This window comes from Streptomyces sp. NRRL B-24572, assembly GCF_002156145.1.
Taxonomy (GTDB): Bacteria; Actinomycetota; Actinomycetes; order Streptomycetales; family Streptomycetaceae; genus Streptomyces; species Streptomyces vietnamensis.
Genome location: NZ_MWIG01000205.1, coordinates 1 through 12,519, shown reverse-complemented (window position 1 = coordinate 12,519; position 12,519 = coordinate 1). Strand labels below are relative to the sequence as shown.

Below are 12,519 nucleotides of genomic sequence, written 5' to 3'. Positions count from 1 at the left end.
CTCTTCCCGGACGACGAGAGGAGACAGGCCCGGTGCGCTGCGACATCGCCATCATCGGAGCAGGGGCAGCGGTGCTGTCCCTGGCCTGGCGGCTCCTATGCCCGCCGCGCGGAGCCGCCCCCTCCGCCGTCCTCGTCGACGCGTCCCCGGCCCGGCTTCGACCCCTACCGCGTACCTGGTGCCACCGGGAGCGGGGACCCGGTGAGTACGATGCCTGGCTCACGGCCTCCTGGCGCCGGGTACGGCTCCACGGGAGTGACGGGTGTCCGGTCCCGTGCGACCTGGGCGCACTGCGCCACAAGACGCTCACCTCCGAGTCGTTCACCCGGGATGTCCGGCCGCGGCTCGCCGCACTGGTGCGCATCGAGGCCGCCGCGGAGGGCGTCGCCGACGGGCCCGACGGCGCCATCGCCTCCTGCCGCGCTGCCGCGCGCCGAGCCCCGCCCGCCGGTGCAGCACCGTGTACTCCTCCTTCTCGATCACCGTCATGATCTCCCGGTACAGGACGAGGGCCGTGCGCACACACGGCGCCGACACCGGATCGAGCAGGTCGACGCCCGGTTCCGCCTCGCGGTACACGTCCTGGGTGAGAGCCGCGGCAGCGCGCAGCGCGTCGGTGACGCGCGGGTCGCGGCAACCGGTCGGTTTGCTCCACCGCAGCAGGTCACGGTCCCCCTGGACGCGGCGAGCAGGTACACCCGGCCCCGGCCCGGGTTCTCCCCGACACCGCGAAGGAGCCCGCCGTCTGACGCAGAGCCCGGCCCCGGAGAGACCCGACGCCTCCACGCGTGCCGTCGAACGCCTCGGCATCGCCCCCCCCACAGACACACGGCCGCTCTCCCGGCCGACCGCCGCGAGATCCTCTTCCTCGCCTCCTACCCGGGTCTCACCCAGCCGGAGATCGCGCGGCGCCTGGGTCTGCCGCTCGGCGCGGTCAAGAGCCACACCAGGAGGGCACCGCGAGCGCTCGCCCTCCTCGTCACCGAACGCGCGGGGCCGACGGCGCGGCGGAACGTACGCCATCGGTCCCGGACATCTCCCGGATGAGCCCGCGTGCCGTCCAGGCCGGACCCCGGCGCCCGACCCACCGGGACCACCGGCCGATACCCGGGGGCGGTTCGTCGAGCAGCCGCCGCAGGGCCTGCCCGGCCGAGCGCTCGTCCAGCCGGGAAGGGGCGACGCACTGGGCGACACCGGCCCGCTCGGCGTCGTGGGCGATGGCGAACTGGTCGCTGGAGAAGGGCAGGACGAGGGCGGGCACGCCGGAGGCCAGACACTCCGTGAAGGAGTTGTTCCCGCCGTGGTGCACCATCGCGTCCACCTTCCCCAGCAGCCACCGCTGCGGCACCGTCGCGTCCACGTGGACGCCGGGCCCCGCGAGCGTGGACAGGGCCGCCGCCCGGTCGCCCGCCGCCACCACCGCGGCCGCCCCGGGGACGTGGGCGCGCAGCCCCTTCACGATCAGCGCGAGGACGTCGTCACGGGCGGAGAGGAACGTCCCGAGGGCGATCAGCACCAGGCGGTCGTGCCTGGCCCTGAGCCGCCGCACCACATCCTCCCACTCCGGGCCCGGCTCCGGCTCGGCGTCGGGCACGCAGTGCCCTCCGTAGAGGAGCGACGGCCCGTTCTCCGGGTGGCCCGGCAGCCACGGGAACTCCGGGTAGGTGAACGCCACGGCGTACGGGGAGGCCAGCGCGAAGGCGCGGCCCGTGGGCCGGGCCTCCGGGGCGTGGACGCGCGCCATGTCCGCGAAGCGCCGGGTGAACGCCGTCTCCACGGTTTCCGCCGCCGCGCGCAGCTCCGCGAGCTGATCCTCCCGGGGCCGGATCTCCCGTGGCCACGCGTAGGGCACACCGAACGGCACGTCGTCGGAGGAGGGGACGTACGTGGGATGGCCTGGGCAGAACGTTGCGTAGCGCAGGCCCAGGCAGTGCAGAGCGAGGGTGACGGGGTAGCTCAACTGGTCGACGACGTACCAGTCCGGGCGCAGCCGCGCGTTCAGGGCGCGGAGCGCGTCCAGCGTCCCTTCGGGATCTGACAGCATGTCCCGGCCGCGGTGACGGGTCTGCGTGAGCAGCGCGGACACCGGCCCGCGCCGCGTGGAGTCGAGGAACTCCTCCAGACGCTCGGCCTCTCCGGGCGCCTGCCGGGTACTGCGCGCCACTCCGGTGTTCGCGTTCCGCGTCACGGTCAGCGGCACGAACGCCACACCGGCACGGGCCGCGAACTCCTCGAAGGACGGACCGGAGGCGAGGACCACCTCGGCGCCCTCGCGGGCCAGCGCCCCGGCCAGCACGGAGAGCGGCTGTGCATGGGAGGCGAAGGGAGGGCTGACGACGACCACGCGTGGTGCGCGCCCCCGGGTGACGGTTGATGACTCCATGTCGAGCTGTTCGCCGCTCCCGGACCGGTCGGATGCGCCGGCACCAGGCAGGACGGAGCGGTGACCCCGTCGCCCCCCGTGATCACGGCTCCTGCATCCGGCACCCGGATCGTCGCCGAAGAACTGCGCGCCGACCGTCGTCGACGAGGAGAAGCGATGAACCGCTCCCACACCGCCCGGGATCGCGCGCTGCCCGCAGGTCACCATCCCCTGCGTGCCGGCCCGCGTACGCTCGCGTCCGAACCATTCGGAACCCTCACGAACCATCCCGAACCGTCTGAACCCTTCCTGGCCGTCCGCGCAGCGCATTGGCGAGCGCCCCTGACCGGCAACGCTCCTGGCTGGCGGGGCACACCGCACCTGTTCGCGGAACTGGTGCGCGCCGAGTACCGGGGAGGCGACTCCGCGACGGGCCCCGCGGTCTTCGCGACGCCCCGTGACCTCGTGCTGGCGCGGCTGAGGCGGCTGGTGCGTACGGGAGGCGTTCCGACGCCGGCCGAGTGCGTCCGGCTGCTCGACGGCTGCGACCACACGCGAGCCGCCGTCTTCGACGCGTGGCATGACGTCGTCCGGCAGTTCGGCCCGACGAGGGCGGAGGCCGCCCTGAGCGTCGGTCTCCGGACGGGGGCCACCTCGGAGGAAGCGGTCGCGGCGATGCTGGACCTCGCCGCGGCAGCCGCGCTGCGCCCCCTCACCCGCACGGAGCTCCGCGCTGCTGCGAGCGCGCCCGGCCGCCGGACGCGGCACGCCGCGTGGCGTCTCCTCTCCGCGACGGGCGGGCAGTCCCTCATACCCGACGTCCGCGGGGCCGGGGACGCGTACGAGCGGACGCTCCTCACCCTGCTCGGCCGGGGCCCTTCGGCCGACCGGGTGCGGGACGAGCCGCGCCACGGCATCGTCGTCGCCCAGTCCATGCTGCTGGGGCGCCTCGACCGTCCGGGCGAAGGCATGAGCGGCGGCCTCGGCGTCCTCCTCAGCTCCCTCGGGGACGCCCTCGCGGGCACCGAGCCCGTCGCCCGCGTGCTCACCGTCGTCACGGCCTGCACGCCGGAGCTGGAGGACGACCCCGTACTGCTGCGGCGGCGAGCCCCGGGACACTGGGTCCTCAGGGTCCCGGTGGACAGCGAGAACCAGCTCCGCCCCGACGAGTTCGGGAGGCACCGGGAGGCCATGGCCTGGTGGGCCACCGCACTCTTCGCCTCGCTGGCCACGCCGGTCGACGTCCTGCACGTCCGCTACGCGGACGACGGCTCGCTCGCCCTCGCCGAGGCCGCCCGCAGGGCCGGGACGCGCACCGTCTTCACGGCCACCCCGGACCCGCACCGGCAGCTGACCGAGCGGTACGACACCCCCGCGGCCGACGAGACGGCCCTCCGAGACGACCTGCACCGGGTGTTCGTCGCGGACCGGCTGGTGGAGCGCGCCGACCGCGTGATGGGCATTGCGGGCCGGGACGGCGGGGCGACGGAACTGCTCGGGTACTTCCCGCGACTGCTGGACCGGAACGGCGAGGGCGTGCCGAGCGCGCCCCCGGAGGGCATCCCCCCGTACCTGCCGCCCCCTCAGGAGGCGGCGAGGCGCGCGGAGCTCCTCCGGAGGATCGACGCTGCCGTCGCGGCCACCCCGAAGCCCGCGGACGGCGGCACTCCGGCGGTGCTGCTCAGCGTGGGACGGCTCCACCCGGTCAAGCAGCAGGACCTCCTGGTCCGTTCCTGGGTCGGCTCCGGGTGCCATCGGCGTGCGGTTCTGGTCCTTGTCGGCGGCAGCCCGCACGCCGGCGACCCCGTCGAACGCGCGATGCGCGCACGTGTCGAGGACGCGCTCCGCGCCTGCCCCGAGGCACGACGACGCCTGGTGCTTCTGCCCGCCCTCTCCAACGCGGAGGTCCGGATGCTCGAACGGAGCCTGGCCGATCCGGCGCGACGGTCCCCCGCGCGTTACGTGTGCGCCAGTTCCAAGGAGGAGTTCGGCCTCGGGCTCCTCGAAGCCATGGAGGCGGGGCTGCTCGCGGCGGGCCCGCTCCGCGGAGGCGTACCGCACTACCTGGTCGACGGCCACAACGGGCTCCTGATCGACACCTCCCGCGTGGAGACACTCTGCGACGGACTGGTCCGCCTGCTCGCCGTCGACACCGAGTCGGCCTCGGTGATGGCCATCCGGGCCCAGGCGCTGGTCCGTACCACGTTCTCGTCCGCCGCCATGGCCGGGACGCTGGCCGAGCACTACGCCGCGGTCGCGGCGGCCCGCGCGCACACGACCGACGGGAGCCGCGTGTTCGCTGCCCCGGCCGTACCCGTGTGCGCACCCTGACCCGGACCGGGAGGAGGGTGGGGAGCTGTTTACCTGCGCCGTCCCGCTGCGCGCGCTGAACCGCGCGCTGAACCGCGCGCTGAACCGCGCGCTGAACCGCGCGCTGAACCGCGCGCTGAACCGCGCGCTGAACCGCGCCACCCTGGCCTTCGTCCATCAGCAGGGACCGCGTACCACGGGCACCCATGCGCTCGCCGTGATCATGGATCCCTCAGCATCCGCCGACGGTCCCGTGGCCTTCGCACGAGCCACCGAGACCGCACGTGACCCGTTCGACCGAGCAACTCGGCACGATCGCGGACTTCCTCCGGACACTCAACGCTGCCGGGAGTCCGGGGTTGCTGCTGCCCGCCCGTGCCATGGTGTCCACCCAGGGAAGTAACAGGCGATTCAAATTGCCTCTTGCGTGGTCTTTCTGTAATGCATGAAACTCTAGGTCGTACGGCAGAGGCCGGGGTGTCGAGGGTGAAGGAGCGAGGATGCGCCTCGAGGAGAAGGACTTGATCGGCATGCGGGAGGTCAGGGAGGACGTCTACTGGGGCATCCACACGCTTCGCGCGCTGGAGAACTTCCCCCTCACGGGCCTGCCTCTCGCAGTGCATCCCGAGCTCGTCGCGGCGCTTGCTGCGGTGAAAGAGGCGGCCGCACTCGCCCACCTCGACCTCGGCACCCTTCCCGAGGAGAGGGCGCGCGCCGTTGTGGCCGCTTGCCGGGAGATTCGCGCGGGGCGGCTGCTGGACCAGTTCGTCGTCGATGTCCTCCAGGGCGGGGCGGGCACGTCGGCGAACATGAACGCCAACGAGGTCATCGCCAATCGCGCCCTGGAGCTTCTGGGGCACGTGCGCGGCGACTACGAGCACCTGCATCCCCATGACGACGTGAACCGTTCCCAGAGCACCAATGACGTGTACCCCACCGCCGTCAAACTCGCCCTCCATTCCGCCGCGGGGAACCTGCTGGACGGTATGACCGTATTGTGCGACGCCTTCGTCGAGCGAGGCGGGGCGTTCGCAAAGACGGTCAAGCTGGGCCGCACCCAGCTGCAGGACGCGGTGCCCATGACGCTGGGCCAGGAATTCGACGCGTTCGCCCTCACCGTGCGGGACGACGCCGATTTCATCCGCCTGGCCGCCGATTCCCTGCTGGAGGTGAATCTGGGGGGAACGGCGATCGGTACCGGTCTCAACGCGGATGACGGCTTCGCCCATCTCGCCGTCCACCACCTCCGCGCCATCACGGCCCTCCCGGTCCGAGCCGCCCGTGACCTGGTCGAAAGCACCCAGGGTGTGGGCGGTTTCCTCCGGCTCTCGGGATCCTTGAGGCAGTTCGCCCTGCGCTTGTCCAAGATCTGCAACGACCTCAGACTGCTCGCCTCCGGACCCGGGGCGGGATTTGGGGAGATACGGCTGCCGGAGCTGCAGGCGGGATCGAGCATCATGCCGGGAAAGGTCAATCCGGTGATGCCCGAGGCCGTCAACCAGGTCTGCTTCGACGTCATCGGAGCAGATGCCGCCGTCTCCGCGGCGGCGCAGGCCGGTCAGCTCCAGCTGAACGCCTTCGAGCCCTTGATGGCCCATCACCTGCTCAACTCCGTCAATCGCCTCGACGCGGCATGCCGGCTGCTGGCCGCACGTTGTGTCGTCGGCATCGAGGCCGACGAGGAACGCCTGCGTGCCCTGGTGGAGAAGAGTGCCGGTCTCGCGACCGCGCTCAACCCGGTGATCGGGTACCAGCAGGCCACGGCCCTGGCCCGGGAGTGCCGGGCGACGGGCGTTCCCGTCCGGGAGCTGGCGGTGCGCGAAGGGGCGCTCCCGGAGGACGGGATCGATCTTCTGCTCGACCCCCTGCGCCTGGCCCGGCCCAGGTGAGGCACGGGTACGGGTCCATCCCGCCGGTGGCGGTACGGTCCCGCAGGCAGCCCTGCGCGGGCCCGACCGCATCCGGTCGGTCCCGCGCAGGACGCGGTCGTCTCAGCTCTTCGTCACGGTGCAGGTGTACGTCGCGGAGCCGGAGCCGCTGTAGGCCTCCATGTCGAGGTAGTAGGTGCCCGTACCGGAACCGGTACGGGTGAAGGACAGGGACTCGTCCGTGCCGGCACCGTCGTTGACGGACCGCTCCAGGGTGCTTCCGTTCGCGTCGAGCCAATAGAGGTCGGCGTCGTAGGCCGAGGGTACGGCGCAGTTCACCGAGAGGGTCTGCCCGCTGTTCACCGACAGCTTGAAGTAGTCACGGTCGCCGGCCGACGCCATGCCGCCGGTCAGGGACGCGGGGGAGGCGAGCCCGCTCGCGTCGTCGGCGGTGTCCCGGGTGTCGTTGGGCTCGCTCTCGGCGAGCGCGGCCCCGCCGCCCTGGCTGCCGCAGGCGGTCACCGGCGTGCCGTTGTAGAGGTTCGCGTCGGCGACGCCGTTCGTGACGCTCCGCAGGTAGTAGCCGCACGTCGGACGGTTCTTGAAGTCGAAGGTCGAGCCGGGCGTCAGGCGCCAGATCTTGAAGCCGGAGTAGGTGAGCGGCTTCTTGTCGACGGCCTGCTCGGGCTGGTGGTCGGCGAGGACGACGTAGGCGTCCTCGCCGTACTGGGTGGCCGTGCCGTCGCGGTCGAGGTAGAGGGAGCCGCCCTCCTCGACGCCCACGCCCCACGCGGCGCCACCTGGCGCGAGGCCGCCCTTCACCGACCGGGCGAGGAACGCCATGGTCCGGCCCATGCGGTCGCGGGTGACGAAGTGCGAGTCGTTGATGACGGAGCCGTAGTTCGGCCACTCGAACATGCCGGTGGTGAAGCTGATGTAGCGGTCATAGGGGTTGGCGAGTGCCTCGGCGCTGGTGACGCTGCCGCTGCAGGCGTCGTAGACGATCGGGCTGTTGATGTGGTGCCCCGCGCTGCCGCCGCCGGAGCCTCCGCCCTTGGCGACGACCGCCTCGACGGACGCCTCCAGGGCGGTCCCCTTCCAGGAGGCGTAGCGGCACTGGTCGCCGCCGGCGAAGTAGACGAACTCGGCGTTGCGGACGTCGGTGTTGACCTGCGGGTTGTTGCCGTCGCTCGCCGCCGTGAGCGTCCATGACGTACAGGAGTTGACTCCGGGGAGTGCGGTGATCGTGTCGCACTCGGGGGTCTTGCTCCCGGAGGTCGGCGCCGAGCCCGCCAGGACGACGACGTCGAGGGTCCCGGTCCCGCCGCGGATGTCGTCGATGGCCCGGGTCATCGAGGCGGTGACGATGCCGCCGGCGCCGTTCATCGTGAAGGCGGGTCCGTTCCACGCGCTTCTGGTGACGTCGGCGGCGCTTCCCAGCCTGATCCTGTCGGCCGCGGCATGGGCGGGCTGATGCGCCATCAGCAGCGATGCCGTCGCGGTGAGTACGGCGGCCGTCGAAGCGAACCGGAGTGAACGGAGTGGCATGGGCGCTCCAAGAGAGGGATGGATCGATTCCGCAGTGACCTGGCGGCTGGTAGCGGAACATACAAGTAACGAGACTCCGCAGGAAGATGTAAGGCTGTTTCGGCTGCTCTCGATCGCTCAAGCGCTGGAATTACCTGATCAAAATGCCTAAAACGGTCTTCTCTGGAGTCAGATGAGCCGTGTTACGTGAACGTAATGAGGCTTACATCTAGTCAATCGGAGCGCCTCTATGTAACTTCTCTGCTGTGCCTGACGGCCGGATTCCGTCGGCAGAAAACCACCGAGAGGTTCCACGCGATGAACGCTCGTATCGCACGCCCGGTAGCGGCCGCCGCTGCCGCGGCGATCATGCTCGTCTCCCTGTCCGCCTGCGGAGGCGATGACGCCGCCGCCCCGTCCGGCAAGGCCGTCGTCGCCGGCGTGGAGGTCGTCAAGGACCAGAAGCTGCACGACCTGCTCCCCGCGAAGATCAAGGAGGCCGGCAAGGTCCGCGTCGCGACAGACGTGCCGTACCCGCCCTTCGAGATGTACGTGAAGGAGGGGGAGAGCGAGCTGACCGGACTGGACTACGACCTCGGCCAGGCGCTCGGTGCCAAGCTGGGCGTGACCTTCGCCTTCGCCCCGCAGAAGTTCGACGGGATCGTCCCCGCCATCCAGGCCGGCAAGTTCGACGCGGCGATGTCCGCCATCACCGACAACAAGGACCGGCAGAAGGTCGTCGACTTCGTCGACTACTCCCAGTCCGGCTCCGGCATCCTCGTCGGCGACGGCAACCCCTCCGGGATCGAGAACCTGGACGACCTGTGCGGCCTCAAGGTCGCCGTCCAGGCCGCCACCAACCAGCTCGACCTGCTCAAGTCCCACCAGGACACCTGCGTCAAGGCGGGCAAGGCGAAGACCGACATCCAGACCTTCCCCAAGGACTCCGACGCCCAGCTCGCCCTGCGCTCGGGCAAGGTCGTCGCGCAGGTGCTGACCAAGCCCGCCGCCGGCTGGGTCGCCAAGACCGCCGACGCGGGCAAGGCCTTCGACCTGGTCGAGGACCCCGCCGCGCCCGGCGGCTACAACGCCTCGCCCAACGGCATCGCGGTGAGCAAGCAGCTGCCCGAGCTGACGGACGCCGTGCAGAAGGCCCTGCAGGCCCTCATCGACGACGGCACTCTCACCAAGATCTACAACAAGTACGGCGTTCCGTCGATCGCGGTGAAGGAAGCCACCAAGAACGCATCGGTGGACTGAGCATGATCGACGTCAAGACACCCGCCGACCACCCGACCACCGCTACGACGAGCAAGCGCGATCCGGAGATCGTGCCGCTCCGCAACTACGGGCGCTGGATCGCTGCGGTCGCCTCCCTGCTCGCCCTGGTCGGACTGGTCGGATCGCTGGCCAAGAACGACAACCTCCACTGGGACGTCGTCGGTGACTACCTCTTCGCCGACCTCATCTTCGACGGTCTGGGCACCACCCTCTGGCTGACGGCCGCCGCCATGCTCCTCGGCCTGGCGCTCGGCACGCTGATCGCCGTCATGCGGCTCTCGTCCAGCCCCGTGCTGTACGGACTTGCCAACGCCTTCGTCTGGGTCTTCCGCGGCACCCCGCTGCTCGTCCAGATCATCTTCTGGGGATACGCCGCGGCGCTCTACAAGTACGTGAAGATCGGTATCCCCTTCACCGACGTCACGTTCTTCCAGGCCGAGACCAACAGCCTGCTGACCCCGGCGATCGCGGCCCTGCTCGCCCTGGGCCTCAACGAGGCCGCCTACGCCTCCGAGATCGTCCGCGCGGGCATCCAGTCCGTCGACCCCGGCCAGGCCGAAGCCGCGCACTCGCTGGGCATGCGGCCCGGGCTCACCATGCGCCGGATCGTGCTGCCCCAGGCCATGCGCGTGATCATTCCTCCGATGGGCAACGAGACCATCAACATGCTGAAGATGACGGCACTGGTCTCGGTCATCTCCGCCCACGACCTGATGTCCAACATCCAGGACGTCTACGCCCAGAACTACCAGGTCATCCCCATGCTGGTCGTGGCGAGCATCTGGTACCTGGCCCTCGTCACCCTCCTCAGCGTGCCCCAGGCGTGGCTGGAACGACGCTACGGACGCGGCACCACCCGCGCCGGACACGTCTCCCCGATCCAGCGCCTCCTCGGCGGAACCATGGAACGGCTCGGCAAGAACAGCAAGGAGCAGAACCGATGAGCACCCCCATGGTGCACGCCGAAGGCGTACGCAAGCACTTCGGGAAACTGGAGGTCCTCAGGGGCATCGACCTCACCGTGGAACGCGGCCAGGTCTGTTGCCTCCTCGGCCCCTCCGGCTCGGGCAAGTCCACCTTCCTGCGCTGCATCAACCACCTGGAGAAGATCGACGGCGGCCGGCTCGCGGTCGACGGACAGCTCGTCGGCTACCGCCAGCAGGGCGACAAGCTCCACGAACTGCGTGAACGCGAGGTCGCCGAACGTCGACGGGACATCGGCATGGTCTTCCAGCGGTTCAACCTGTTCCCGCACATGACCGCCGTCGAGAACGTCATGGAAGCCCCCGTCAAGGTCGGGTCCGTCTCCAAGAACGAAGCCCGTGAGCAGGCGCGGGAACTGCTGGCACGAGTCGGACTCGGCGACCGCGCCCAGCACTACCCCGCCCAGCTGTCCGGCGGCCAGCAGCAGCGCGTGGCGATCGCCCGCGCGCTCGCCATGAGGCCCAAGCTGATGCTCTTCGACGAGCCGACCTCCGCCCTCGACCCCGAGCTCGTCGGAGACGTCCTGGACGTGATGCGACAGCTCGCGGCCGACGGCATGACCATGGTCGTCGTCACCCACGAGATCGGCTTCGCCCGCGAGGTCGGCGACACCGCCGTCTTCATGGACGAGGGCGTCGTCGTGGAAGCGGGTGACCCCCGCCAGGTGCTCGTCGACCCGGAGCAGGAGCGCACCCGCGCCTTCCTGTCCAAGGTCCTGTGAGCGTCTCCACCCGCCGGCAGGACCGGCTCGGGCACTTCCTCGACCTGGCTCGGACGCGCCGCCCCGACTACCTGCGCGACCTGGAGCAGCTGGTTTCCATCGACTCCGGTTCCTACAGCGCCGAAGGCGTCGACAAGGTCGCCGACTGGGTCGAGCGTCGACTGCGGCTGATCGGGTTCGACGTCGAACGCGTCCGCTTCCCGCCCACCGCCGACGGACACCGGACCGGGGACGCCCTCATCGGGCGCAGACGCGGCAGCCTCCCCGAGGCGGAAGGAGGCCGCAGGATCCTCCTCGCCGGCCACATGGACACCGTCTTCGAGGACGGCACCGCCGCCGCCCGCCCCTTCTGCATCGACGGCTCCACGGCGTACGGCCCCGGGGTCAGCGACGACAAGGGCGGGCTGCTCGCGGGCCTCACCGCGCTGGAGATCCTCGGGGAGTGCGGCATGGACGCCTACGCCGAACTCGTCTTCCTCGCCACCCCCGACGAGGAGATCGGCTCCCCGGCCAGCCGCCCCCTGATCGAGAGCACCGCCAGAGCCGCGCACTACGGTCTCGGTCTCGAATGCGCCCGGGAGAACGGCGACCTGGTCATCGCGCGCAAGGGCGTCGCGGACTTCCGCCTCACGGTCACCGGCCGGGCCGCGCACGCCGGCATCGAACCGGAGCGCGGAGCCAACGCCGCCCTCGCCGCCGCCCACCTGACCGTCGCCCTGCAGGCCCTCAACGGCCACTGGGACGACGTGACGGTCAACGTCGGGGTGGTCCGGGCCGGCACCCGCGCCAACATCGTCTGCCCCCACGCCGAGCTCCGCATCGAGGTCCGCGCCGCCACGACGGCCGACATCCAGCGCGTGACCCGGGCCATCCGGGAAGCCGCCGACCACCCGAGCGTCCCGGGCGTCACCGTGGAGGTCGAGCAGCTCGACCTGTGTCCGCCGATGGAGGACACCCCCGCCTCGCGACGCATGTTCGACCACGCGCGCCGCGCCGCACACGCGGCCGGGATGGAACTCGGCGCCGCGGCGACCGGCGGAGTCGGAGACGCCAACCTCATCGCCGGAACGGGAATCCCGGTCCTGGACGGCCTGGGCCCCGTGGGAGGCGCGGACCACACGCCCCAGGAGTGGCTCGACACCACCAGCGTCCCCCAGCGTGTCGCCATGCTCGCCGGCCTGATCGTCGACCTCGGCGACAGCAGCACCCACTGAACGGCACCGGCGCACCGGCGGAGAGAGGCCCGCTTCTCTCCGCCCGCGCACAAGGCGACCCAGCCCGATCGACCCGGGGCCCCGCCCTGCAAGCCGGACCCACGGGCCCCTCGACCCCTCTCCTGTTCGGAGGCATCATGCGCGTACCTTCCGCTCCAGCCCGCCGCGCCGCCCTCGCCGGCGGCCTCGTCGTGGCCCTCCTCACCGCGACCGCCCCCGCGAGTGCCGACGCCCCGCCCGCTTGATGATCTC

10 protein-coding genes and 1 pseudogene are annotated in these 12,519 nt (G+C 71.2%); 8 read left to right on the top strand and 3 right to left on the bottom strand.

The features are described from left to right. On the top strand, positions 1 to 491 hold a 491-nt coding region (locus CCN56_RS45800; protein WP_373412852.1), incomplete at its 5' end, for a lycopene cyclase family protein. Position 492: 1 nt separating this feature from the next. Here the strand turns inward: CCN56_RS45800 and CCN56_RS45795 are convergent. Continuing rightward, a pseudogene (locus tag CCN56_RS45795) lies at positions 493 to 786 on the bottom strand (hypothetical protein); the annotation flags it as partial. Here CCN56_RS45795 and CCN56_RS13030 point away from each other — a divergent pair. Next, complete coding sequence (locus tag CCN56_RS13030; protein WP_086826624.1) at positions 676 to 1,047, top strand: sigma factor-like helix-turn-helix DNA-binding protein; 372 nt, start codon at positions 676 to 678, stop codon at positions 1,045 to 1,047. The pseudogene CCN56_RS45795 and the gene CCN56_RS13030 overlap by 111 nt on opposite strands. Here CCN56_RS13030 and CCN56_RS45565 read toward each other — a convergent pair. After that, entirely contained in the window at positions 980 to 2,383 is a 1,404-nt protein-coding gene (locus CCN56_RS45565) for a glycosyltransferase (RefSeq protein WP_086826618.1), read from the bottom strand. The two genes, CCN56_RS13030 and CCN56_RS45565, sit on opposite strands and share 68 nt — an antisense overlap. A 375-nt stretch (positions 2,384 to 2,758) precedes the next feature. Between CCN56_RS45565 and CCN56_RS13020 the strand changes: the two genes are divergently transcribed. Together CCN56_RS13020 and CCN56_RS13015 are read left to right on the top strand one after the other, a co-directional pair. Then, entirely contained in the window at positions 2,759 to 4,693 is a 1,935-nt protein-coding gene (locus CCN56_RS13020; protein WP_179199829.1) for a glycosyltransferase family 4 protein, read from the top strand. 479 nt (positions 4,694 to 5,172) lie between these two features. Beyond that, positions 5,173 to 6,561, top strand: coding sequence for an aspartate ammonia-lyase (locus CCN56_RS13015; protein ID WP_086826614.1), 1,389 nt, complete (start codon positions 5,173 to 5,175; stop codon positions 6,559 to 6,561). A 102-nt stretch (positions 6,562 to 6,663) separates the two neighbouring features. On the opposite strand, the gene CCN56_RS13010 is transcribed toward CCN56_RS13015, so the two are convergent. Next, a complete protein-coding gene (locus CCN56_RS13010) occupies positions 6,664 to 8,088 on the bottom strand; it encodes a pre-peptidase C-terminal domain-containing protein (RefSeq protein WP_256961943.1) in 1,425 nt (474 codons plus the stop codon). A gap of 297 nt (positions 8,089 to 8,385) precedes the next feature. Between CCN56_RS13010 and CCN56_RS13005 the strand changes: the two genes are divergently transcribed. Genes CCN56_RS13005 through CCN56_RS12990 form a run of 4 tightly spaced genes read left to right on the top strand, consistent with a single transcriptional unit; the run spans position 8,386 to position 12,267 of the window. Further along, on the top strand, positions 8,386 to 9,327 hold the full coding sequence (locus CCN56_RS13005; RefSeq protein ID WP_179199828.1) for an ABC transporter substrate-binding protein: 942 nt from the start codon (positions 8,386 to 8,388) through the stop codon (positions 9,325 to 9,327). 2 nt (positions 9,328 to 9,329) lie between these two features. Then, a complete protein-coding gene (locus CCN56_RS13000; protein WP_086826610.1) occupies positions 9,330 to 10,292 on the top strand; it encodes an amino acid ABC transporter permease in 963 nt (320 codons plus the stop codon). Further along, positions 10,289 to 11,053 (top strand): amino acid ABC transporter ATP-binding protein, encoded by a 765-nt coding sequence (locus tag CCN56_RS12995; protein WP_086826608.1) that lies wholly within the window; start codon positions 10,289 to 10,291, stop codon positions 11,051 to 11,053. The genes CCN56_RS13000 and CCN56_RS12995 overlap by 4 nt, the downstream gene beginning before the upstream one ends. After that, positions 11,050 to 12,267, top strand: a complete 1,218-nt coding sequence (locus tag CCN56_RS12990; protein ID WP_086826606.1) for a M20 family metallopeptidase — start codon at positions 11,050 to 11,052, stop codon at positions 12,265 to 12,267. The genes CCN56_RS12995 and CCN56_RS12990 overlap by 4 nt, the downstream gene beginning before the upstream one ends. Positions 12,268 to 12,519: the final 252 nt, after the last annotated feature.

Bases quoted from the DNA above. Each gene is read 5' to 3' on its own strand.
- CCN56_RS45565 (WP_086826618.1), bottom strand. From the start codon at position 2,383: ATGGAGTCATCAACCGTCACCCGGGGGCGCGCACCACGCGTGGTCGTC.
- CCN56_RS13015 (WP_086826614.1), top strand. From the start codon at position 5,173: ATGCGCCTCGAGGAGAAGGACTTGATCGGCATGCGGGAGGTCAGGGAG.
- CCN56_RS13010 (WP_256961943.1), bottom strand. From the start codon at position 8,088: ATGCCACTCCGTTCACTCCGGTTCGCTTCGACGGCCGCCGTACTCACC.
- CCN56_RS13005 (WP_179199828.1), top strand. From the start codon at position 8,386: ATGAACGCTCGTATCGCACGCCCGGTAGCGGCCGCCGCTGCCGCGGCG.
- CCN56_RS13000 (WP_086826610.1), top strand. From the start codon at position 9,330: ATGATCGACGTCAAGACACCCGCCGACCACCCGACCACCGCTACGACG.
- CCN56_RS12995 (WP_086826608.1), top strand. From the start codon at position 10,289: ATGAGCACCCCCATGGTGCACGCCGAAGGCGTACGCAAGCACTTCGGG.